The sequence below is a fragment of the Robertmurraya korlensis NBRC 107688 genome (genome assembly GCF_001591645.1).
In the GTDB taxonomy this organism is placed as follows: Bacteria; Bacillota; Bacilli; order Bacillales; family Cytobacillaceae; genus Robertmurraya_A.
Genome location: NZ_BCVH01000001.1, coordinates 378607 through 399840 on the forward strand (window position 1 = coordinate 378607; position 21234 = coordinate 399840).

25 protein-coding genes are annotated in these 21234 nt (G+C 36.5%); 17 read left to right on the forward strand and 8 right to left on the reverse strand.

The annotated features are described in order from the left end of the window. Positions 1-60 precede the first annotated feature (60 nt). Positions 61-996 (forward strand): LCP family protein, encoded by a 936-nt coding sequence (locus tag BKO01S_RS01880; protein ID WP_066047894.1) that lies wholly within the window; start codon positions 61-63, stop codon positions 994-996. A gap of 70 nt (positions 997-1066) precedes the next feature. After that, positions 1067-1990 (forward strand): CobW family GTP-binding protein, encoded by a 924-nt coding sequence (locus BKO01S_RS01885; RefSeq protein WP_066049489.1) that lies wholly within the window; start codon positions 1067-1069, stop codon positions 1988-1990. 36 nt (positions 1991-2026) lie between these two features. Here the strand turns inward: BKO01S_RS01885 and BKO01S_RS01890 are convergent, their stop codons facing one another. Next, the gene (locus tag BKO01S_RS01890; RefSeq protein ID WP_066047896.1) at positions 2027-2275 is read right to left on the reverse strand and encodes a DNA alkylation repair protein; all 249 of its coding nucleotides are present in this window, start codon (positions 2273-2275) and stop codon (positions 2027-2029) included. Positions 2276-2376: 101 nt separating this feature from the next. Here BKO01S_RS01890 and yoyC point away from each other — a divergent pair, with 101 nt between their 5' ends. After that, entirely contained in the window at positions 2377-2646 is a 270-nt protein-coding gene (gene yoyC / locus BKO01S_RS01895; RefSeq protein ID WP_066047898.1) for a protein YoyC, read from the forward strand. 7 nt (positions 2647-2653) lie between these two features. On the opposite strand, the gene trhA is transcribed toward yoyC, so the two are convergent. Next, positions 2654-3292, reverse strand: a complete 639-nt coding sequence (gene trhA / locus BKO01S_RS01900; RefSeq protein WP_066047900.1) for a PAQR family membrane homeostasis protein TrhA — start codon at positions 3290-3292, stop codon at positions 2654-2656. Positions 3293-3453: 161 nt separating this feature from the next. Between trhA and BKO01S_RS01905 the strand changes: the two genes are divergently transcribed. The 4 genes from BKO01S_RS01905 to BKO01S_RS01920 are packed head-to-tail and all read left to right on the forward strand — an operon-like array spanning position 3454 to position 6982. Next, positions 3454-4425 (forward strand): YncE family protein, encoded by a 972-nt coding sequence (locus BKO01S_RS01905; RefSeq protein WP_157077260.1) that lies wholly within the window; start codon positions 3454-3456, stop codon positions 4423-4425. Next, complete coding sequence (locus BKO01S_RS01910) at positions 4425-5120, forward strand: response regulator transcription factor (protein ID WP_066047904.1); 696 nt, start codon at positions 4425-4427, stop codon at positions 5118-5120. The genes BKO01S_RS01905 and BKO01S_RS01910 overlap by 1 nt, the downstream gene beginning before the upstream one ends. Beyond that, positions 5104-6498: a sensor histidine kinase gene (locus BKO01S_RS01915; RefSeq protein WP_066047906.1), complete on the forward strand. Its 1395-nt coding sequence runs from the start codon at positions 5104-5106 to the stop codon at positions 6496-6498. Before BKO01S_RS01910 ends, BKO01S_RS01915 begins: the two co-directional genes overlap by 17 nt. A 34-nt stretch (positions 6499-6532) precedes the next feature. Continuing rightward, on the forward strand, positions 6533-6982 hold the full coding sequence (locus tag BKO01S_RS01920; protein ID WP_066047908.1) for a FixH family protein: 450 nt from the start codon (positions 6533-6535) through the stop codon (positions 6980-6982). On the opposite strand, the gene BKO01S_RS01925 is transcribed toward BKO01S_RS01920, so the two are convergent. Both BKO01S_RS01925 and BKO01S_RS01930 read right to left on the reverse strand, forming a co-directional pair. After that, complete coding sequence (locus BKO01S_RS01925; RefSeq protein ID WP_066047910.1) at positions 6979-7386, reverse strand: Hsp20/alpha crystallin family protein; 408 nt, start codon at positions 7384-7386, stop codon at positions 6979-6981. The two genes, BKO01S_RS01920 and BKO01S_RS01925, sit on opposite strands and share 4 nt — an antisense overlap. 14 nt (positions 7387-7400) lie before the next feature. Further along, positions 7401-7874, reverse strand: a complete 474-nt coding sequence (locus BKO01S_RS01930) for an Hsp20/alpha crystallin family protein (protein WP_066047913.1) — start codon at positions 7872-7874, stop codon at positions 7401-7403. Between the two features lie 162 nt (positions 7875-8036). Here BKO01S_RS01930 and BKO01S_RS01935 point away from each other — a divergent pair, with 162 nt between their 5' ends. From BKO01S_RS01935 to BKO01S_RS01945, 3 genes are all read left to right on the forward strand, one after another. Next, positions 8037-8807: an SDR family oxidoreductase gene (locus BKO01S_RS01935; protein WP_066047914.1), complete on the forward strand. Its 771-nt coding sequence runs from the start codon at positions 8037-8039 to the stop codon at positions 8805-8807. Between the two features lie 115 nt (positions 8808-8922). After that, positions 8923-10239: a TrkH family potassium uptake protein gene (locus BKO01S_RS01940; protein ID WP_066047918.1), complete on the forward strand. Its 1317-nt coding sequence runs from the start codon at positions 8923-8925 to the stop codon at positions 10237-10239. Positions 10240-10338: 99 nt separating this feature from the next. Beyond that, the gene (locus BKO01S_RS01945) at positions 10339-11847 is read left to right on the forward strand and encodes an HD domain-containing phosphohydrolase (protein ID WP_066047919.1); all 1509 of its coding nucleotides are present in this window, start codon (positions 10339-10341) and stop codon (positions 11845-11847) included. On the opposite strand, the gene BKO01S_RS01950 is transcribed toward BKO01S_RS01945, so the two are convergent. Then, positions 11844-13208 (reverse strand): MATE family efflux transporter, encoded by a 1365-nt coding sequence (locus tag BKO01S_RS01950; RefSeq protein WP_066047920.1) that lies wholly within the window; start codon positions 13206-13208, stop codon positions 11844-11846. The two genes, BKO01S_RS01945 and BKO01S_RS01950, sit on opposite strands and share 4 nt — an antisense overlap. 200 nt (positions 13209-13408) lie before the next feature. On the opposite strand from BKO01S_RS01950, the gene BKO01S_RS24550 reads away from it, so the two are divergent. Beyond that, entirely contained in the window at positions 13409-13558 is a 150-nt protein-coding gene (locus BKO01S_RS24550; RefSeq protein ID WP_198158750.1) for a hypothetical protein, read from the forward strand. A 54-nt stretch (positions 13559-13612) separates the two neighbouring features. On the opposite strand, the gene BKO01S_RS01955 is transcribed toward BKO01S_RS24550, so the two are convergent. The 3 genes from BKO01S_RS01955 to BKO01S_RS01965 form a co-directional block, all read right to left on the reverse strand. Further along, a complete protein-coding gene (locus BKO01S_RS01955) occupies positions 13613-14191 on the reverse strand; it encodes a GNAT family N-acetyltransferase (RefSeq protein WP_066047922.1) in 579 nt (192 codons plus the stop codon). A gap of 299 nt (positions 14192-14490) precedes the next feature. Beyond that, entirely contained in the window at positions 14491-15618 is a 1128-nt protein-coding gene (locus tag BKO01S_RS01960) for an amidohydrolase (RefSeq protein ID WP_066047924.1), read from the reverse strand. A 94-nt stretch (positions 15619-15712) separates the two neighbouring features. Next, a complete protein-coding gene (locus BKO01S_RS01965) occupies positions 15713-16492 on the reverse strand; it encodes an undecaprenyl-diphosphate phosphatase (protein ID WP_066049492.1) in 780 nt (259 codons plus the stop codon). A 160-nt stretch (positions 16493-16652) separates the two neighbouring features. Between BKO01S_RS01965 and BKO01S_RS01970 the strand changes: the two genes are divergently transcribed. The 6 genes from BKO01S_RS01970 (at position 16653) to BKO01S_RS01995 (ending at position 21118) form a co-directional block, all read left to right on the forward strand. Further along, on the forward strand, positions 16653-16976 hold the full coding sequence (locus BKO01S_RS01970) for a DUF4870 domain-containing protein (RefSeq protein ID WP_066047926.1): 324 nt from the start codon (positions 16653-16655) through the stop codon (positions 16974-16976). A gap of 103 nt (positions 16977-17079) precedes the next feature. Continuing rightward, entirely contained in the window at positions 17080-17928 is an 849-nt protein-coding gene (locus tag BKO01S_RS01975; RefSeq protein ID WP_084361905.1) for a patatin-like phospholipase family protein, read from the forward strand. Positions 17929-18011: 83 nt separating this feature from the next. Continuing rightward, entirely contained in the window at positions 18012-18206 is a 195-nt protein-coding gene (locus BKO01S_RS01980; RefSeq protein ID WP_066047928.1) for a hypothetical protein, read from the forward strand. Positions 18207-18277: 71 nt separating this feature from the next. Next, a complete protein-coding gene (locus tag BKO01S_RS01985; RefSeq protein ID WP_066047929.1) occupies positions 18278-19051 on the forward strand; it encodes a hypothetical protein in 774 nt (257 codons plus the stop codon). A gap of 83 nt (positions 19052-19134) precedes the next feature. Beyond that, on the forward strand, positions 19135-19707 hold the full coding sequence (locus BKO01S_RS01990; protein WP_066047930.1) for a TlpA disulfide reductase family protein: 573 nt from the start codon (positions 19135-19137) through the stop codon (positions 19705-19707). A gap of 115 nt (positions 19708-19822) precedes the next feature. Continuing rightward, positions 19823-21118, forward strand: coding sequence for an NCS2 family permease (locus BKO01S_RS01995; protein WP_157077294.1), 1296 nt, complete (start codon positions 19823-19825; stop codon positions 21116-21118). The last annotated feature ends 116 nt before the right edge of the window (positions 21119-21234 follow it).

Here is a 21234-nt window from a genome sequence, read left to right on the forward strand (position 1 = left end):
ACGACAAACACTAAGATCTAAGTGAATAAGAAAATTACGTTTAACAAACGAGGTGATACAATGAGACTTATAATGACCGTTATCCTGATATTCCTATTAGCAGGCTGTGGTTATTACTCCTCAAAAGAGAACAAAGAGGAAAATCAACGTACGACAAAAAACAGTACGATTGAAAAAACTAATGAAGAGATGCCCGCAGTGGAACGGTTTAGTCCATTGCGATCATATAAAAAGGATGTAAATGTCCTTTTACTAGGAGTTGACAGTAGAGGGGAATCATCTTCAAGATCAGACACCATCATGTTAGCGAAATACGAGCCATTAAACAAAACAGTGAAGCTAGTTTCCTTAATGAGAGACAGTTATGTAACAATACCTGGATATAATAAGAGCAAATTAAATCACGCCTATTTCTATGGGGGAGACAAGTTAGTAAAGGACACCATTGAAAGAAATTTTAATATAAAAATTGACCATGTAGCACTGATTGATTTCCAAGGGTTTATTGAAGTAGTGAATTTACTTGCACCGGAAGGACTAAAATTGGATGTCTCAAAACCGATGATGAAAGATTTACACATTTCTGGGGAACCCGGAATGCGTGTGCTTAAAGGGCAACAGCTCTTGGATTATGTTAGATTTAGGCACGATGCAAAAAGTGATTTTGGAAGGGTTGAGAGGCAGCAGGATGTTATGATTTCTTTAAAGGAAGAAGCAGTTGAAACACTTGGATCATTTGAAGGAGTAGTGAAGCTGCCAGAAATTCTGACTGAGGTTTCTAATCATATGGTCACAGACATTATCCTTAAGGATTATCTGACACTTGGAGCTACTTTCATCCTAAATCCTGTATCAAAAGTAGAAACGTTAAGGGTACCAGTTGAAAATAGCTACACAAATAAATATACTAAGCATGCAGGAGAAGTATTAAATATGGATATACAGAGAAATAAGGACGCGATTCATAAGTTCTTATCCAATGAGGGAATCGAATAGAGAAGTTGTATCTGTGCAGCTTCTCTATTCGTATGAAAAATCGAACATGGGTACTGGGGGAAAGCAAGTTATGAAACAAACGGAAGTTTATATATTATCTGGATTTTTAGGAAGTGGAAAAACTACTTTGCTAAAGAGATTATTGCAGTCAGAGAAGGAGTCAGGCAGAAAGGTTGCCGTTTTGATGAATGAACTTGGGAAGATATCCATAGATTCTGACGAAGTGGACGGCGACGTGCCCTTAAAAGAGTTATTAGGTGGATGTATTTGCTGTACCATTCAAGATAAACTAGAAGCCCAGCTACAGGAGCTTTTAATTACACATCAACCTGATTGTATATACATTGAAACAACAGGGGCTGCACATCCAGTAGAAACATTAGATGCTGTATTGTCTCCATTATTTGCTACACAACTAAGTGTGAAAGGAATTCTTTCCGTTGTCGATGGTAGACTTTGGCTTGATCGTCGATCCTACTCACCGCAAATCCAGCAGTTAATATCGGAACAAATTAGACATGCGGATTTAATTGTTATCAATAAAACAGATGAGGTAAGTGAAGGCGAAAAGGTTCTCATTACTACAGGTATTCAATCTCTCAATGAAAAAGCGAATGTGATTTTAACTACTTATTCTAATGTTTCAATGAAACAAGTCCAGTCTTTATCTTATCAAAAGAAATCTCATTTAACGAAAAGTCATGTAGAAAATGATTTAAAGCTGAGTACATTTGTCTATACATTTTCTCATGCAGTTGATTTAGATCAGTTTGAGACTTTTTTACAATCAATGCCAGATACAATTTATCGAATAAAAGGTTATGTAAAATTCTCATCTTCCTCACTTCCTTATTTATTCCAGTTTTCGTATGGAATGCCGGTCTACATGAAAGAAGAGATGAATATGCCGTTAAATTTAGTATTTATTGGGGAAAACATACAATGGGACGAGATTTCAAGTAAGCTTCAGGAGTTGGAAAAAACAAAGCTTTAGAAGAGAAGTTGTAAAGCTTGAACATGATGCTCAAGCTTAGTTGTTTTGATTTTGTCCAAATTTGACAAACGTTCTTTCATCTTCAATAAGTCCACAAGCTGCACATTGAACTCTGTAAGAGGGACCTTTATAAGACATATGAAATGGAGAAAGCTGTTCATGTGAGTATTCCTCCATCACATCACCTGTTTGTGGGTTAAGTTTTACAGCTTGTGGTTCTTGCTTAATAAGATTAAAGCGGCTTCGATTCGTTTTGCAATTTGGACAACGGTAAGGCTCAGTCATTGGGACTTCTCCTTTCATTGTGATAATATTGTATATTCTTTCCTTTTATTTAATCAAATATGTAATTACTAATAACAATATAGAATGGTTGTGGAATTTAAATGAAGAAATTAATCGAGGGTTATCGATCCCTATGGAATAATCGCCTGCTTAATGAGGGGAAAGATGAGGATGTACTTAGAGAGGCGATATCACGTGAACTAAAGGATGAGTTTTCCCATCCTCGAGTTCGAAAACAGCCACATGAAAAATATTACTTAGCAACTAAAAGGGTAATTGATTCCGCTTTGGAACCAGATTTAAAGCTTTCCTTGCTTGCCATCCATATTGAAGAATTGGAGAAAATTTTGTCCGTAACTAAAGACAGATAGATTTTTGTTATGGAAGTAAAGTAAGGACTGAAAAGAAGTGAAGAATGGTTCCTGCAATGACAAAAAGATGCCAAATGGCATGATGAAACTTAAATCCTCTCCAAACATAAAATACAGAACCAAAGGTATATAACAATCCTCCGATGACTAGTAGATACCAGCCAGTTGGCTCCATCCCATTGGAAATCGGCTTATAGGCAAAAACAATTAACCAACCCATTACTACGTAGAGAGCAGTGGAGAAGAATAAAAATTTCTTTACATAAAAGGCCTTAAAAACAGTTCCTCCAATCGCTAACCCCCAAACGATTCCAAATAAGGTCCAGCCTAGTGCACCTTTGACTAGTAAAAATAAAAATGGAGTATAGGTACCAGCGATAAAAAAGTAGATAGAAGAATGGTCGAATATTTCAAATAGGTCCTTTATCCTTCCTTGTGGAAAGCTGTGAACCAATGTGGAAGAGATATATAAAATGACCATTGTTGAGCCATATAATGTAAAGCTAACAATATGCCATACATTCCCGTAAAGAGATGAAAAGACGATCAGCAGAACGAGAGCAGTGATACTTAGTATGGCTCCAATACCATGTGTAATTGAATTTGCTATCTCTTCTCCTTTTGTAAAAACATGAGTTTCAGCCAAGATCATCACTCCATTTCGCTATATTCATAATCATGTACTTACTTTACTAAAAATTGACCAACAAATAAAACAATTTAAATTATATTTTGGGATTTCACACATATTTCACATACAAGTCGTATAATGAGCGGTGATCGAACTATATGGGGAGTAATATGAAAATGAAAGTAAAAATAGTGATGCTAGCTTCTATCTGTGCTCTTCTACTTATCGTTTCGGGTTGCTCAAAAGAACAGCCAATTATTCCGGAAGATAAATCACTAGCGATTACAGTCAATATTAAAGATATGACCATTTCTTTTATTGATCTTGAAGAAAAAAGAGTAATGGAAACTTGGGCAATGGACAAGCCTTATACAGGAGGTGTTATATTACCTGATGGTGATTCCCTTCTATTATATGGAAAACAGGTCGAAACAGCAGATATGTATTCCTTACGAACAGGAAAGAAGATTGAAAGCTGGACGACAGGAAAGGGAATTGTCGAAGGAGTACTGTTATCTGATAGTGAGGAAATTGCTTTATCGGATCAAGAAAGACTGTCTGTCAGATTCTTTCGTTTTGACGGCAAGGAAACGAAAGAGGTTTCTAATACGGGAAACCCATTAGCACTGATTCCTACTACCTCTCAGTTGTACGTTATAAGTTATAACTCTAAAAAACTTACCATAATTGATATTCAAAGGAAAGAAATCATCAATCAATTTTCCATTCATTCGTCAGCCACTGGGGCGATAGTTCAGGAAGAAAAGGATGAAATTTGGATAGGGGGCCATGGGCTTGGCTCAGAGCTCGAAAGTGATATTCATGTTTATGATAGTAAGACAGGTGAGTTGAAAAGGAACGTGTCAGCGCCGATTATGCCAATTAATCTACTACATAATAATGACGGTATATTTGCTTTAAGTCATGGTTCGAATAGTCTTTATAAACTTTCAGCTGAAGGTGCAATACAAGAAAAGATCGTTGTGGGGGCAAATCCATTCGAGTTATCAGAGTATAAAAATCAGCTAATTGTAGCGGGGTATGATAGTAATGACATTCACTTCATAACGAAAAAAGATTTAACAATAGAGAAATCATTAAACGTTGGAAAAGGCCCCTTTCAAATAATCATTAGGGAGATTGACTAATGGAAAATCGAATCCAAGTTCTCATCGTCGATGATGAAGAAGATATGAGGCAATTATTAAAGATGTATCTTGAGAATGCTGGTATGACTTGTTCACTAGCCGGAAGTGGGGAGGAGGCATATAGACATGCTACCAGCAATCACTTTGACATTATTCTACTGGATATTATGATGCCAGGGGATGATGGATTTATTGTTTGTGAGAAGCTTCGTCATGTATCGAACACGCCCATCATTTTTCTGTCTGCAAAAGGGGAGGAATGGGATAAAGTAAAGGGGCTTAAGCTTGGAGCGGATGACTATATGGTAAAACCGTTCAGTCCCGGTGAACTTGTTGCTAGAATACAAGCAGTACTTAGAAGAAGTCATACCTATAAGGATGAAAATGAAATCGTTAAAGCTGGATTCATCTTTGTTGATAAGAAAGCCCGTAAAGTAGTGATTGACAACGAACATATCATTCTTACACTAAAGGAATATGAAGTACTTCTTTCTTTAATCGAGCACCATGGTCAAGCACTGAGTAGAGAACAACTTCTAGAACATGTGTGGGGATTAGGATATAGCGGAAGTCTTCGCACCGTTGATACACATATTAAAACCTTGCGTATGAAGCTTGGAAAAGCTGATTATATTGATACTGTTTGGGGAATTGGTTACAAGTTTGAGGTACCTACTAATGACATTTCTTCCTAATACTCTTTCAAAGAAACTATGGGTTTTTGTAACAACTACTATCATTCTTACGATTGGCTTTTCTTTTTTGTTATCTAATTATTTTTATGAAAAATTATATGTGGGAAAGATAAGATCAGGGTTACTAGAGGAAGGTACAAGGATTTCTGCTGACTATGAAGGTGGACCGTTATCGAATGAATTAATCGAGAAAGTAGAATGGTACAATACAAAGAATGAGTCAGAGGTTTTTATTGTAAGTAACCCAAAGGAGTTAAGTGCTTGCTTACCCTATGAAATCGATTACGATACTATCATTGGGCCCGAAGAGAGAGAGAAATTACTCAATGGGCATTCGGTTGAAAAAACGGGGTATGAAGAACGGTTTGACCGAGACGTTATGGCAGTAATCGTGCCATTAATTGATTCGAATAGGCTAGAGGGGATCATATATTTATATGTTCCATTAGCAAAAATTACTGAGTTAACAAACGATTTTTCGATTGTTGGAGTAGTAGTTGGTTTACTCTTTGTAATTTTGTCTGTATACATAGGAACAATCTTTGTAAGAAAAATGACAAAACCTTTAGAAATCATGAAGAATGCAGCTGAAAAAGTAACAGCAGGGGATTATTCTGCTAGAGTACCAATCTTTTCTAAGGATGAAATCGGCCAATTAGGTACTGCATTTAACCTCATGTCGGCATCCATACAAAAAGAAGACGAGAGAAAAAAGGAATTCCTAGCAGATGTATCGCATGAGCTCCGGACCCCCATTAGTTATGTGAAGGGTTACAGTGAGGCTCTGATAGCTGGTCTTGTAAAGTCTTATCAGGATCAAGAACGGTACTTGAAAATAATTCATAGAGAAGCTAGTCGAATGGAAAGGCTTGTTGGAGATTTACTAGACCTATCGAGGCTTGACTCAGAGGATTTTCGATTGGAATTACGTCCATTACCGTTAGCTCAGCTAGTTGAAGATTGTTTGGACAAATACATACCAAAACTTCAAGAAAAGGGTTTGGTCTTACGTTCGGACCTAGATCCGGATATTATCATAAGTGCGGATGAGGGAAGAATAGAACAAGTGATACAGAATATCGTAGATAATGCAATCAATTATACCGATAAGGGTCAAATTACGGTACTTCTTTCAAAGCATGAAAAAGGGTGTCAGCTGTCCATAAAGGATACAGGTATTGGCATTCCTAGTGAAGATATCCAAAGAGTAACTCAGCGATTTTTCCGGGTAAATAAGGCAAGAACAAGAAGTGATGGTGGTACGGGTCTTGGATTAGCCATATCTAACAGATTAATTCAACTACATAGTGGGGAGCTTGAAATAGAGAGTGGCTCTGGTGAAGGGACCTGCATCACTATTATTCTTCCGGTTATATAAAAAAGGGTGATAGATAGAAAGGAGGAATAGGTAAATGAAAAAAGGATTACTGGTTACCGTATTCACAGTATTGATTATGAGTTTAACAGCTTGTGTTCAAGAAGAAGAGGAGGCTCCTCAGTTTTTAGATGTAAAGCTGTCGATTACTCCTGAACATGCTGAAAAAGGAGAAACAGTTTTATTTGAATCAAAAGTAACCTATGGGGAAGAAAATGTTACGGATGCAGATGAGGTGGCCTTTGAAATATGGCGTTCAAATGATGAAAATCATGAAAAAATAGAGGTAGAGCATAAAGAAAATGGGGTATACTCCCTGGAAAAAACGTTTGATGTGGATGGAACGTATTATGTTTACGCACATGTTACAGCAAGAAGCATGCACAATATGCCAAAAAAAGAGTTCGTTGTTGGAACAGCTAGTGATAAAGAAGAGGGCTCTTCTTCCTCAATGATGGATGAAGAAGAGGACCATAGCGGTCATTAATCCTCTCTTTGAATTAATATAACTACTTCCTCGTTTTCTTTTGGTAGTTGAATGGTTAATAAACCATCAGTAAGAGAATAACGTATTCCTTCTCTGTCTATTGGAGATGGAATCGTTATTTTTTTTTCAAATAAAAGATGAGGTCTTTCTTTTAGATAATAACGCATCCCTTCTTTCAATGTTCTGCATGTACCGGTTAGAACACAAAGATTATTTTCAAATCGAACATGAATATCACTTAATTTAATTCCAGGTATTTCAGCCTCTAGAATAAAAGCCTTATCCACTTCATATAAATCACATCGAGGAAAACTTTTTTGTTGAAGCTCCATTGTCTGTTTCATTACCATTTCTGCTTCCTTCCTCCAGGAAGATTCTTGGTTAAAGTCATAATTGAAATACATCACTAGGTCACCCTTTAAAAAATTTCTTTTACATCAATTTCTGAATATTGTAAATCTGTATTCTTAGGAATTTTCACTTCAAGTAGGCCATCCTTATACGTTGCAGCCCCACCTTTTTTTCTGACTGTTGCTGGTAAGGTATACACTTGTCGTTCAGCTTCAAGTGGGTAATTTTCAATAATAAGTTGATTAGAAGTATGACATACCTTTAGTATCTTAAGACAGTCTTCATCCTTAATGGGAATCATAGCAAAAACGTAATCATGTGTTTCAAATATATGAGCAGAATGAAGATCCTTTTTTAAAGGACTCGAATCTTGGTTTGTCTGTGAGTTTGTAGATAAGTCAGGAAATCCTGCTCCATTTATTCCTTGGTTGAAAACTTTACTCATTGTCTCCTGAACATATTTCTCAATATCCTGAGGTTTCATTCCTTGAAAACTGCCCTTCATATCTTTTCCGAAGGGGAACATATTCCATGGAAACATTCCTACCACCCCTAATTATAAAAAATCTCTACTACATCTTATGCAAGAATATGGGTATGGTTAAATACGATGATTATGACACTTTATATTTGCATTCAATCGAACTTCTTTTTAGTATATTGATTAGAGAAAACAAATTTTAGTTATTGTGAGGTTAGTGATTTGAATTCAAAAACAGCTTTGATTACAGGGGGAGCGACGGGTATAGGAAAGAAAATAGCCGAGGAGCTTGCTCAAAGAGGAATAAATCTCGTTGTTAACTATCGAAGCAGTGAAAATGAAGCGATTAACCTTGCAAAGGGCTTAATTGCGGAATATGGCATAAAGATTGAACTCATACAGGCTGATGTTGCTAGTCAGCAGGATTGTATCAAAATATGTGAACATATAAAACAAAAGAACATATCCATAGACATTCTCATACATAATGCAGGCCCGTATATTCATGAAAGGAAACGACTTACCGATTACACGTTTGATGAGTGGAATTATTTAATTAATGGCAATTTAAATGCTGTGTTTTATTTAACAAAGGAAATACTTCCTAACATGCGTGAACAGAAGTGGGGAAGAGTCATAACCATTGGATTTGATCGTGTAGAAACAGCCCCAGGCTGGGTTTTTCGTTCAGCCTTCGCAGCTGCAAAAACCGGTTTAGCTAGTTTAACTAGAACGATTTCACTTGAAGAGGCCAAAAATGGCATTACAGCAAATATGGTATGTCCAGGTGATATCACTGGCCATTGGAAAGAGACAAATATTTCAGAGGCAACATTGCAGGTCATATCAAATATTCCGGTAGGTAGACCAGGGACGGGGGAAGATATCTCCAGAGTTGTTGCTTTCTTGATTGATGAGCAATCTAGTTTTATAACTGGTGGCATCATACCAGTTACTGGAGGAATGGATGTTCTAGGGAAAGTTCATAAGTAAATGACTCTTTACAGGATTCATGAAGAGGTATAATATATAATATTATTTACGAATATCATTGGAATAGTCTTCCAATGTTTTTTTCGTGATTCATTTTATCTAAAGAAGGGTCATTATGAATAAAACCATAAAATTAACACCTGCCCAATTATTAATTATCGTTTTTATTTTTTTTATCTTTATAGGTACTATTCTCTTGTTATTACCGTTTTCAACTAATAAACCGATCACATTCATTGATGCATTCTTTACGACTGTTTCAGCGATGACCGTAACAGGATTGGGGGTAGTTGACACAGGGACATATTTTACATACGTAGGACAATTCATTATTGCATTGCTCATACAACTTGGTGGATTGGGTATCATGACTTTTTCGGTATTTATTTTTATCGTTTTAGGAAAGAAGATCGGTTTTAAACATCGACTTATCATGCAACATGCTCTTAACCAAGTAAATATTGGCGGGGTTATCAAGCTTGTAAAGAATTTATTCTTTTTTTCTATCACCATTGAGTTTATTGCCATGATTTTTCTAGCGCTTCGTCTTGTTCCCGAATTCGGATGGAAAAAAGGACTGTTTTCAAGTTTTTTCCACTCTATTTCCGCATTCAATAATGCGGGTTTTGCCCTGTGGCCAGATAATCTGATTCAGTTTGTTGGTGACCCTATCATCAATATTGTTATAAGTTCCCTATTTATAATTGGAGGGATTGGCTTTACTGTTTTAATTGATTTAAAGGAAAAGAACTCTTTTTCAAAGCTAAGCTTACACAGTAAGATGATGATCGTAGGAACTCTTGTGATTAATATTGTATCCATTCTACTTATTTTTGCATTAGAGTTTAGAAACCCTCAAACCCTGGGCGGATTAACAATGGTTGAAAAGCTTTGGGCATCTTATTTTCAAGGGGTGTCACCGAGAACAGCAGGTTTTAACACCATTGATATTGGTTTGATGAATGATCCAACAATTTTTTACATAACCATTTTAATGTTTATTGGTGCGGGTAGCGCGTCTACAGGCGGCGGTATTAAGTTAACTACCTTTATGGTTATCCTGTTATCGACCTTTTTTTACTTGAAAGGAAGAGATGATATCCAAATTTATAGGAGGAACATTCCCTCTGGATATATTGCAAGAGTGACAGCAATAGCAATGACAAGTGTTCTTGTAGTGGTATTAGCCGTGTTACTGATTAATATCATTGAGCCTATTCCTTTTTTACCATTATTGTTTGAAGTAGTTTCTGCCTTTGGTACAGTTGGGTTATCCATGGGAATTACTGCTAGCTTGACTGTCCTCGGAAAGCTAATCATTATAATTGTGATGTTTATCGGTAAAATTGGCCCGTTAACTTTGATGTTTATGCTGGCAAGACCACAAAAATCGAATTTCAAATATCCTGATGAAGAAATATTAACTGGGTGAGTAAAAGAGGGGTCATTAGATCCTTCTTTTTTATTAAATTCATTTATAGTAAAATAGTAGGTGATGGTGAAAAATGGGGAAAGCACTAGGTGAAGGAAAATGAAAACGTACAAACAATTTATAAGACAACTAATCACCAATTATATAATAGGTTCCTTATTAGCCGTTTTCGGTGTAGGTGGAACACTCATGTTTTCTACTATAGATATTACTGCTAATGACCAGTTTTATTTACTATTAATCATGATTCTTTCGGTCTTGTGCATGTTTATTTGTGAAGCTATTACCTTTTATTATCATATAAAACCTATTAGGGCTGTTTTTAATACTGAATATGTAAAAGAAGAAGAAGTAAGAAAGGGTCTTAAACAGTTATATCAGTTTCCTAAACTTACGGTAAAACGAATCATGCTACCACATTTCTTAGGATTATCCATCCCTGCAACCACGTTAGCAGCAATCTTTATAATTATGGAGAAACTTCATGTTCCCATGATGTATATCTTCTATTCAACTATCGCAGCCATTTTTGTAGCCATCCTGCATGCGTTAACTGAGTTTTATTTAACATTACGCGCTATTCAACCAATATCGTTAGCGATGAAGGACATGCTTCGTTTAGGTGAAAACTCTTTATTTTTTGAGAATGATATGGTCGTACCCATTCAGAAGAAATTTCAATCCACTGTATTAATAATAGGAGTTCTCCCTGTACTCCTATTCCTTTTAGCAGCACAAATCAAATGGTCGCAAATTACGGGAATGGAAATGCAAGTCTATTGGCAATGGGCGGGTTTAATCATTGTATTTACTGTCATTTATTCGATTTTAGTTTCTAGATTCATGACTAGAGATATTGAAAGTCCTCTTCGTCAACTACAGGAATTAATGGAAAATGTCAAAAATGAAAACTATAATTTTATTAAATCCAACGTATATACGGATGAATTCTCAAAAGTATTTATCGGCTTTAATCATATGGTAAATGCCATTAATGAACGTGAGTCAACCAATAAAAAGCTATTAGAAAGTTTTATGATATCACTTTCGGCAACACTTGATGCGAGAGATCCATACACGTCAGGTCATTCTTCACGTGTAGCTAAGTTCTCCCTAGAAATTGGTCATGTACTTGGATTAGAAAAGGATGACTTAGAGTTGCTCTATCAGACGGCATTATTACATGACATTGGGAAAATAGGTGTTCCTGATTATGTGCTATTAAAAGAAGGAAAGTTAACGGAAGAGGAGTTTGCCCATATTAAAGCTCATCCTGTGATAGGAGAACATATTTTAAAGCAAGTACAACCAGCAAGTAAAGTTGCCCGAATGCTTCCTGGTATTAGACATCACCATGAACGAATGGATGGAAAAGGGTATCCGGACGGGCTAAAAGACCAGGAAATTCCTCTTTATGGTCGAATTATTGCTGTTGCGGATAGCTTTGATGCGATGACGTCAGACCGTCCTTATCGAAAAGGGATGGTAGAAGAAAAAGCACTAAATATCCTTCTAGCCGGAAAAGATACCCAATGGGATAGTGCTATTGTTGATTTGTTTATTTCAATCAGGAAAAGTAAACAGAACGAAAAAAGGCCAGCTCTTTAGTGAGAGTTGGTCTTTGTACTATACATTTTCCTTTGTACATAGATAAGTCGACTTGATAAACATACCGCGCCAACGGCTAATCCTGTAATTAGCCCAATCCAGTAACCAAAAGCTCCCCAATTGGTGTAATTAGCTAAATAGTACCCAAATGGAAGTCCGACTACCCAATAAGAAACAAGTGACATGATAAAGGTAATGTTAACATCCTTGTAGCCTCTTAGGGCGCCTTGAACAGGTGCTTGAATCGCATCTGAGAGTTGGAAAAACAGTGCGTACAATAAGAAATGTGCCGTTAATTGTAATACTTCATAATCCTTTGTATAGATAGAAGCAATTTCAGCTCGTAATAGTCCTAAAATAACCCCACATACCAGAGCCATGCCAACAGCTAACGATAATCCAATCCAGCTATAAGCTTGTGCATCACGATATCTTTTTGCTCCTACTTCAAAGCCAACAACGATTGTTAACGCCATAGAGATGCTTAGTGGAATCATATAAAGAAAAGAAGCAAAGTTTAATGCTGCTTGATGGGAAGCAATTGTAATGGTATTAAAGGTACTCATTAGTAGCGTAACAGCTGCAAAAATACTCGTTTCAAAAAATATTGCTAAGCCAATAGGGATTCCAATGATCAAAATTTCTTTCCACGCTTTTAATGCTAATGGATACACTTTACTAAACACATGAAAAGTTGAGAAAGATTCCTTTGAAACAATAATCCAAATTGCTATAGCTGTAACTATCCAATACGTTATAGCTGTTGCATAACCCGCCCCAACTCCACCGAGCTCAGGGAACCCTAATTTCCCATAGATAAGTATATAGTTAAAAATGATATTAATAGGAAGAGAGGCAAGTGCAATAAACATCGTCACTCTAGTTTTTCCAAGGGCATCAATAAATGAGCGCAATACCTGATACACAAATAGGGGAATAATGCCAAAACTAAGAGCTACTAAGTAGTCATGAGCGATCTCTTCGACAGCTGGTTCAAGACTCATTGACTGAAGAATGATGTTTAATGTAATGGCACCAATGATAAGAACCACTATTGCTAGTGTAATTGATAGATAAACTCCTTGAATGACCTGATAGGGTATGTCCTTATGCTTTTTGGCTCCAATTAATTGTGATACAACCGGGGTTATTGCTAGCAATATTCCACTTAGACCTGTAAATACTGGAGTCCAAATGCTCGAACCTATTGCAACACCTGCTAGATCAACTGGACTGTAATGACCTGACATGGTTGTATCAAAAAAATTCATTGAAAAAAGAGCAAGTTGAGTAACGAGAATGGGTAACAGGATGTATAAAAGCTGTTTGATTTTTTCTTTTTTCGTGTGTGTTTGATTCATTTTTTATCCTCAGTTTCTATTCAGTTAACGAAAGAAATTATAACATATTACGACTACCTGCCGAACAAATTTTTGACACAAATATTCCACTTAAATGTCATATTATTTTTAAAATTTTGTGAACAGTTTGATAGGAGTGAATGAAATAGGTTTCTTTTGTGAAAAATGATTACAACATCTTTTGAAAGGAAGTGGTTACCATGAGTTTCAACATTAATCGAATTAATCCAAATCAAACTCAAGTACTATATACTGATGGACGTTTTGAAACACTAACCAATGAGGAACTTAATGAGCTACTTGCTACAGAGCATTTTTATGTTGAAGAAGTCCCTCAACAGTCACAATAAAGAAAACGCTCCTTTTATAAAGAGCGTTTCTTTCTTTTATATAGAATAGTTTCATTATGCTTCTAGTAACTGTGTAGACTCTTGGTGCAGTGGTTGTTGCGACTGTTGGTGGCTTTCACGCTTAACATGTAATGTGTACAAATCTTTTGGTATTTCGTATAAGTTATAAAGATCCTCATCTTTGTTTAATTGGTCAAGTAGTGCTTTTCTCGTTTCATTCGCACAAATAACATACGGCAATTTCTCTGCTGCTTTTTGGGAGCGTATGTTCACCTTTCTGATTCGCATAAAAATAGTTTCAATTCCTAACTCATAAAAAAGCTCCTCAAAAAAGGCTTCTTTTGCAATTTGATTATAACCTTTTCCATGGTAGGGTTTTCCTAGCCATGTGCCAAGAAAGCCAGCATTGTCCTCAATATCAAACAAATTAATCGTTCCTATTGGAGAACCCCATTCATCAAGGATCGTACGTGAGATTATCTCTCCACGTTCTTCTGCTTCAATTGTTTGTTTAGTTATAAATAGATATTCGTCATAACAACGTGTCTTTTGACGCACAAATGGGAAGACTTCTGGATGCGTCATTAAATCGTAAAGTGCATGGCAGTCGTGAAGCTCGCGCTTCTTGATCATGTGTATCCCTCCAATATGAGGACAGTCCGACTCCATGACAAATAGAGTCTCCGATCCTACCCTCGAAATTTTTTGTAGTGCTAAAAAATTTCGGGGTGGGAATCGAACCCACTAGAACCAGATACCTGGTGGCGCACCATTTGCCTTCCCTAGTCTTGCTATATTTTTATTCTAATAAAATAACTACATATTACTCACTAAAGTATCATACTAAAATTTATTACCGATTGGAATAGGAAAATGCATAGAAAAACATCTATTTTTATCGTCAATTTTTGACAGACAAAATCCTACAAATATCAGGCTTGACTATAGACAATCGTACCTTTGATCATTGTCCATTTTGGTTTTGATAAAAAGTGGAAAGGATGATGACTCCAAAGAACGAGGTCGGCTTCTTTTCCAACCTCGATACTTCCAATTTGATCATCAAGGCGTAAATTTCGTGCTGGTAATATAGTAATTCCTTCTAATGCTTTTTGTTCTGGCAATCCTTCTCGAGTAGCAATGGCTGCACAAACATTTAAATATTGGATGGGGGTGTATGGATGATCCGTTGTAATGGAGACTTCCACTCCGTGGTCAGTTAATTCCTGATAAGTCTTCCAGCTTTTATTTTTAAGTTCTATCTTTGAACGCCTAGTTAGAGTTGGACCTACTGAAACCTTCAGTCCTAGTCCCTGCAATTCTTCTGCAACAAGATGGCCCTCGGTACAATGCTCTATTCGTAAGTCTAGGTTGAATTCTTCAGCAAATCGAACGGCCGAAATGATATCATCTGCACGATGTGCATGAATTCGAACAGGTATCTCTCGCTTCAAAGCCATAACAATCGGGGCAATACGTAGCAAATCTGGATTGTCACAATACTGAACTTCTCTAAACTTCTCTCGAAGCATTCCCATTATTCCCATTCGTGTAATGGAATCATTATTCCCTTGACTATGGATTCTTTTTGGATTTTCTCCTAAAGCAATTTTTAAGCCCGCTGTTTCTTGTTCTATCATCTTTTCAATATTTTTTCCAAATGTTTTAATCACGGAAGTGGTTCCACCAATAACGTTTGCACTTCCTGGCATGACATGAGCGGTGGTGATCCCATGCTTGATGGCATCAGAAAAGGCAGGGTCGAGAGGATACACACCATCAATGGCACGAACATGAGGACTCATTGGATCTATTGTTTCGTTTGCATCGTTACCAGCCCATCCAGTTCCTTCATCATAAAGACCTAAATGAGTATGAGTATCAATAAACCCAGGAAGTAAATAATAGCCGTTGCAATCAATTATCTTTGTTGTGCCGTCTGACGCGATTTTGGAACTAATTTTACTTATTTTCCCTTGCTCGATTAAAATATCACCGCAATGAATCGGTTTAGAAGTAATAGGGTAAATATGAGCGTTTTTTAATAAAAGTTTGTTCATTTTTTCTACCTAACTTTCATTTATAATCTCTCTATATATTACATGCTATTTATCTCCTATTAGAATCAAAAAAACTCACCAAAAGGTGAGTTAATTAAAAAATTCTCATCAACTGTAAGATAATAATAATTAGTCCTAATATCCATACATAAACAGCAAAAAAACGTAACGAATGCTTCTTAAGAAAGTTAATCATCCAAACTACTGCAATATAGCCAAACAAAGCGGATGCAAGCGTGGCAACAAGAAGACTGCTAAAACTGATACTTTCAACTTGTCCGGATGCTAATTCCCCAAATTGTAATACCACTCCACCAGCAATTGCTGGAATGGAAAGGAGAAATGAGAAGTATGCAGCCGTTTCGCGATCGAGCTTTCTAAACAAACCAGCCGCGATGGTTAATCCTGACCGTGAGACAGCAGGGAAGATGGCAGCAGCCTGGAAGGTTCCAATAAATAAAGCATCTCCGTATGTAATGCAATGTAACGTTTTTCCGCCACGGCGAACCCCCTCTGCAATCCATAAAACCATCCCGGTAATAATAAACTCCCAGCCAATCGTGACTCCCGTTTTCGAAATGGAATCAAATAAATCACTTAATAAAAGCCCAACAACTACGGCAGGAATGGTACCAATGATAACAAGTTTTGAAAGCCTTCCAAAAGGATTTTTTATAATCGTGATAAGTTCATTTTTATAAATAACCAAAACGGCTAATAGCGTACCGATATGAAGCATTGTATCTAAAAAAATACCTGCTTCGTCAAGGCCAAACAAATGCCTTCCCAAATATAGATGACCCGTACTAGAGATAGGTATAAATTCGGTTAAGCCCTGGATAATCCCTAGTATAAATGCCTCGATTTTCGACATCATTTGCTGCTTCACCTCTCTATAAGTTGACTACTATATATGTATGGTTGCATGTCCCAAACAAGAACTATTCAAGCCAATATATTTGTACATAAAGTCCTGAAACCTTTCATAATTTCAACCGTAGATAATACTATAGGATAAAAAGGAGTGAAATATCATGCCAACAAATGAGGAAAGAACCTTGGCAGCTGCGATTTATGTGATAAGCTTTTTTACGGTGTTTATTGGGCCTTTATTAATTTGGCTTATCAAAAAAGATTCGTCGTCATACATTGATTACCATGGGAAAGAGTACTTGAACTTTTTGATATCTTACACAGTCTATGCATTTGTAAGTGTTATATTGATGATGGTCTTAATCGGTTTCCTAACCATTTGGGTAGTAGGGGTGGCCGGATTTATCTTTACAATTATTGGAGCTGTTAAAGCCTACGAAGGTACATCTTATCGAATTCCGCTCATTTTCCGACTTATTCGATAATGATTAGTTAAAGGCCTAGAAGATTCTGGGCTTTTTTGTATGTAAGAATTTTGATATTTGTTATAATATGTAAATGAAGGGTATGTAGAAAGGAAGTAATCAAGTGTTAGTAGATGGAACAGGTCTTGTATTAGAAGGCGGTGGAATGCGCGGAGTATATACAGCAGGAGTGTTAGAGAGCTTCCTAGAAAATGGGTTAACATTCCAATATGTTATTGGAGTTTCTGCCGGTGCTTGTAATGCTGCGTCGTATTTATCCCAGCAAAAAGGGAGAAATAAAAGGGTGAATATCGAGTATATATCAGATCCTCGTTATCTCTCTTTACAAAATTATTTTAAAAAAAGAGAGTTATTTGGAATGGATTTTATCTTTCATGAAATCCCTTCTAAGCTGATCCCGTTTGACTTTAAAGCCTTTTATGAAAACCAGTCAGAATTTGTAATTGGAACAACTGACTGTGCATCGGGTAATCCTGTGTATTTTAATAAAAACGATTACGGCCAAGAGATGCTAACCGTATTAAAAGCATCAAGTTCTCTGCCGTTTGTTTCACAAGAAATACGTTTTAAAGATAGATACCTATTAGATGGAGGAATAAGTGACTCCATCCCTTTAAAAAAAGCACAGAGTGATGGATTTGGGAAAAACGTGGTAGTGTTAACCCGAAACGAAGGATACTTGAAAAAACCATCGCGATTCAGCTTTCTTGTAAAGAAGATGTATCCCCATTATCCGGGTCTACAAAGAGCGATAATGAATCGATATAAAATGTACAATCATACAATAAACGAAATTATCCAGGAGGAACAAAAGGGAAATGTACTGGTGATTCGGCCTTCAAGGCCGATTAGGGTTGGCCGAATCGAGAGAAATGCCATAAAACTAGAAGAGCTATATCAACTAGGATATGAGGATGGGCTAACTAGTATTAAAGCTATTATGCAGCTTTAAACTGATAAATAAGCAAAAGACTAGTTTCATAGGGAGAATTTCTTTTGATAGGCTGTAAATACATTTACAGGGAGGAAATTATTGTGACGATATGGGTATTACTTGCGATCACACCTTTTATTACTCTCTTGTTTCTTGAAGAGGTTATTCAATTTTTTTATCTGCGCTATCTATATGGAGCCGGGAAAGTCGAGAAGAAAATAACATCTATTATTGGATCGGGTTGGAGAAAAACAAAGAATATTATTCAACGAACAAAAGTAAGGATGGAAGGATAATAAGAATTATCATGAATAGAGAAACAGTTTCATAGAATGAATAAGGGAAATCTTTCTAAGGAGACTGTATTATGAAAATTTATACTTATTATCATGACGCAGCAATGACGAGTTTGCATGCTAGCATTGTTGCACTCATACCACCATTTCTCTTAATATGTGTCGGCATAATTCTGAATCAACACCATATTATTCTCCTGCTTACTTTACCTTTTATTTTGTACAGTTTTATATCTTATCAAATATATCTAGTCAATAAACATAGAATGGAAGATTCGAAAGAGCCAGTTGTGGAAAAATTGGAAGAGTCTATCGTTAGTTCTTCTATGGCAATTCAGTTTCTACCAGCACCCTCTTTAAGGATGCTACTTTTTAGACAAGATGGGCAACTTAGTGGTGAAATAAAGGATATTTATCAACATAAACTCCGATGGTTCATCCCTTATTTTTTAGATCAATTTTTTCCAAAAGCATATGCTTTTTCTATGTTTAATGAAGAAATATACACCTTTATACTGAAAGGAAAGAATGTTTCCATAAACGATGGAAATAAATGTGTTGCGACTGTTCAAAGGAAATCATCTAAAAGGTATGTGATTGATTCCAAAATGTCTACAAAAGAGGTATTCGTACAATCTTCTTCCTTATTTACAGACGTTAAATTATGTAATGATCGAGGAGAACTATTGGCGAGAGTAAGGCGTGGGTATCTTCCTCGTGACTGGGACAAGCATATCAAGGATGTTAATACACCCATACTTACAGTAAGTGACCAAGTAACGGATATAGAAAAGGTAATTCTCCTTGCCATTCTAACGAAAATCTATCGCTACAGAAACCATTGAGCAGTGAGATAGAATAATTCAGATAGTTATAGTATGATGAAACCAACTTCAACCTGAGGTTGGTTTTTTGTGGAGGAGTAATAATGAAAAAATTTTTTATTATCATTTCATTGATTGTCGTACTTCTGTTTGTCGTAGACAAATTTTTATTACAGGAGAAGGGGTTAATAAGCAAAGTAGACGAAAATAAATATGAAGTCATTAAGGATGCTGATAGCCTTCCAGTAGGTATTAAACTGGAGAATCAATCCCCGAACTTTCAAGTGATGGATTTAAATGGGAACATAGCGAACCTTTCCGATTATCGAGGAAAGAAGGTTCTCTTAAATTTTTGGGCAAGTTGGTGTCCACCATGTAAAGCTGAAATGCCACATATGGAAGAGTTATATAAAGAACATGTGGATGAAGGGATTGTTATTTTAGCGTTGAATATGACAAACACGGAAAATAGTCTAGAGGATGTCAGAAACTTTGTCGAGGACCAAAAGTTAACCTTCCCTATATTACTAGACGAAGAGGGAGAAGTCTCGGCTAAGTATGAAATTTTGGCATATCCAACAAGTTATTTTATTGATTCAACAGGAGTGATAAGAAATAAAGTGACTGGCGCCCTGGATAAAGAAAATTTGTATAAAGAATTGATGAGACTACCTTAACTAGGAATTGGCAGGGAATTCATAATGTGATAATATATATGATTGTGGCTGACTCTTGTTTATAGAGTGAAAGCGGGTAGGGAGAGGGCTAATTAAATAGATTGGAATCAATATGATAAGTGCTTGGTTACATCGTTTTTTTAGAATTGAAGCGCATGAATCATCTATTCAAAAGGAGCTAGCAGCCGGAACAATCGGATTTTTCACGATTGTTTATATAGTGGCAGTTAATTCGCTTATCTTATCTGAAGCAGGTATTCCGCTTGAAGGAGCCATAATCGCCACAATTCTTACATCAGTTGTCGGTTGTCTTCTAATGGGCTTGTGGGCCAATGCACCGATTATTCTTGTACCTGGAATGGGGATTAATGCACTGTTTTCTTATACTATCGTGCAAACAATGGGTCTCTCATGGCAGGAAGCGTTAGCGGTTGTGTTTGTATCAGGAGTCGTTTTTATGGTAGTTGCCTTTACTAGCTTATCTGCTAAGCTTAGTCGTGCGATACCGCAATCATTAAAGGAAGCGATAACGGTTGGTTTGGGGCTATTCCTCATGTTTATTGGTCTCGAAAAAGCTGGTTTAGTTGTAAAGGGAACTAATAGTTTAATAGCACTTGGTGCGTTAAACGAACCTAGTGTATTGGCTTCTATCATCACATTTGTAATCGCGGTGATATTGTTTTTAAGGGGAGTTCCAGGAAACTTTCTCATTACGGTTGCCATTGGAACACTAATTGCTTGGGTTTTTGGGACGATTCATGTGTCTGGGGACAGTCAAGCAAGTTTCGCATTCAGCGAATACGTGGAAGTTTTTGGGGCTATGTCGTTTGCTAAAGTGTTTACTTTTTCCTTTTGGGTTGCGGTTTTCTCATTATCTATGGTTCTTATATTTGAGAATGTCGGATTGGTTCATGGTCATGCTCAATTTATCAATCGACCAGAAAAGTTTTCCAAAGGTTTACAAGCGAATTCTGTTTCTGCTTTTGTATCAGCTATTTTCGGAACTAGTCCAACTGTCTCTACAGTTGAAAGTGTATCCAGTATGGCTGCAGGTGGGAAGACAGGATTATCCTCTGTAACAACAGGTCTGCTATTTGCCGTATCAGCATTTTTTATCCCGGTTTTTAAGTGGATACCTAACTCGGCAATCGCACCAATCCTCATTATTATCGGTGGATTAATGCTACAGAATATACGTAACCTTGATATGAAGGATTTAAGCGAGACCTTTCCGGCTTTAATTATGATTGTGATGATCCCATTTACCTATAGTATTGCTGATGGGATAGCAATTGGATTTATTTTATATCCGCTCGTAAAGATAGCAATAGGAAAGGCGAAAGACGTTTCTGTTCCTCTTTATGTGATAGCTTTTTTATTTCTTGTAAATTTCTTTACACATTATATATGAACGGCAGGGGTATCTCTTTTTTGAGATACTCCTTATTTTTTTATGGCAATAAAATTCTCTCTGGTTACAAACTTCGACAGTATCCATGCTTTGCCTCCGATAAAATATATATATTC

Excerpts from the sequence above, each read along its gene's own strand:
- BKO01S_RS01880 (WP_066047894.1), top strand. The coding sequence starts at position 61 with ATGAGACTTATAATGACCGTTATCCTGATATTCCTATTAGCAGGCTGT.
- BKO01S_RS01885 (WP_066049489.1), top strand. The coding sequence starts at position 1,067 with ATGAAACAAACGGAAGTTTATATATTATCTGGATTTTTAGGAAGTGGA.
- BKO01S_RS01890 (WP_066047896.1), bottom strand. The coding sequence starts at position 2,275 with ATGACTGAGCCTTACCGTTGTCCAAATTGCAAAACGAATCGAAGCCGC.
- yoyC (WP_066047898.1), top strand. The coding sequence starts at position 2,377 with ATGAAGAAATTAATCGAGGGTTATCGATCCCTATGGAATAATCGCCTG.
- BKO01S_RS01905 (WP_157077260.1), top strand. The coding sequence starts at position 3,454 with ATGAAAGTAAAAATAGTGATGCTAGCTTCTATCTGTGCTCTTCTACTT.
- BKO01S_RS01910 (WP_066047904.1), top strand. The coding sequence starts at position 4,425 with ATGGAAAATCGAATCCAAGTTCTCATCGTCGATGATGAAGAAGATATG.
- BKO01S_RS01915 (WP_066047906.1), top strand. The coding sequence starts at position 5,104 with ATGACATTTCTTCCTAATACTCTTTCAAAGAAACTATGGGTTTTTGTA.
- BKO01S_RS01920 (WP_066047908.1), top strand. The coding sequence starts at position 6,533 with ATGAAAAAAGGATTACTGGTTACCGTATTCACAGTATTGATTATGAGT.
- BKO01S_RS01925 (WP_066047910.1), bottom strand. The coding sequence starts at position 7,386 with ATGTATTTCAATTATGACTTTAACCAAGAATCTTCCTGGAGGAAGGAA.
- BKO01S_RS01930 (WP_066047913.1), bottom strand. The coding sequence starts at position 7,874 with ATGTTTCCATGGAATATGTTCCCCTTCGGAAAAGATATGAAGGGCAGT.
- BKO01S_RS01940 (WP_066047918.1), top strand. The coding sequence starts at position 8,923 with ATGAATAAAACCATAAAATTAACACCTGCCCAATTATTAATTATCGTT.
- BKO01S_RS01945 (WP_066047919.1), top strand. The coding sequence starts at position 10,339 with ATGAAAACGTACAAACAATTTATAAGACAACTAATCACCAATTATATA.
- BKO01S_RS01950 (WP_066047920.1), bottom strand. The coding sequence starts at position 13,208 with ATGAATCAAACACACACGAAAAAAGAAAAAATCAAACAGCTTTTATAC.
- BKO01S_RS24550 (WP_198158750.1), top strand. The coding sequence starts at position 13,409 with ATGAGTTTCAACATTAATCGAATTAATCCAAATCAAACTCAAGTACTA.
- BKO01S_RS01955 (WP_066047922.1), bottom strand. The coding sequence starts at position 14,191 with ATGATCAAGAAGCGCGAGCTTCACGACTGCCATGCACTTTACGATTTA.
- BKO01S_RS01960 (WP_066047924.1), bottom strand. The coding sequence starts at position 15,618 with ATGAACAAACTTTTATTAAAAAACGCTCATATTTACCCTATTACTTCT.
- BKO01S_RS01965 (WP_066049492.1), bottom strand. The coding sequence starts at position 16,492 with ATGTCGAAAATCGAGGCATTTATACTAGGGATTATCCAGGGCTTAACC.
- BKO01S_RS01970 (WP_066047926.1), top strand. The coding sequence starts at position 16,653 with ATGCCAACAAATGAGGAAAGAACCTTGGCAGCTGCGATTTATGTGATA.
- BKO01S_RS01985 (WP_066047929.1), top strand. The coding sequence starts at position 18,278 with ATGAAAATTTATACTTATTATCATGACGCAGCAATGACGAGTTTGCAT.
- BKO01S_RS01990 (WP_066047930.1), top strand. The coding sequence starts at position 19,135 with ATGAAAAAATTTTTTATTATCATTTCATTGATTGTCGTACTTCTGTTT.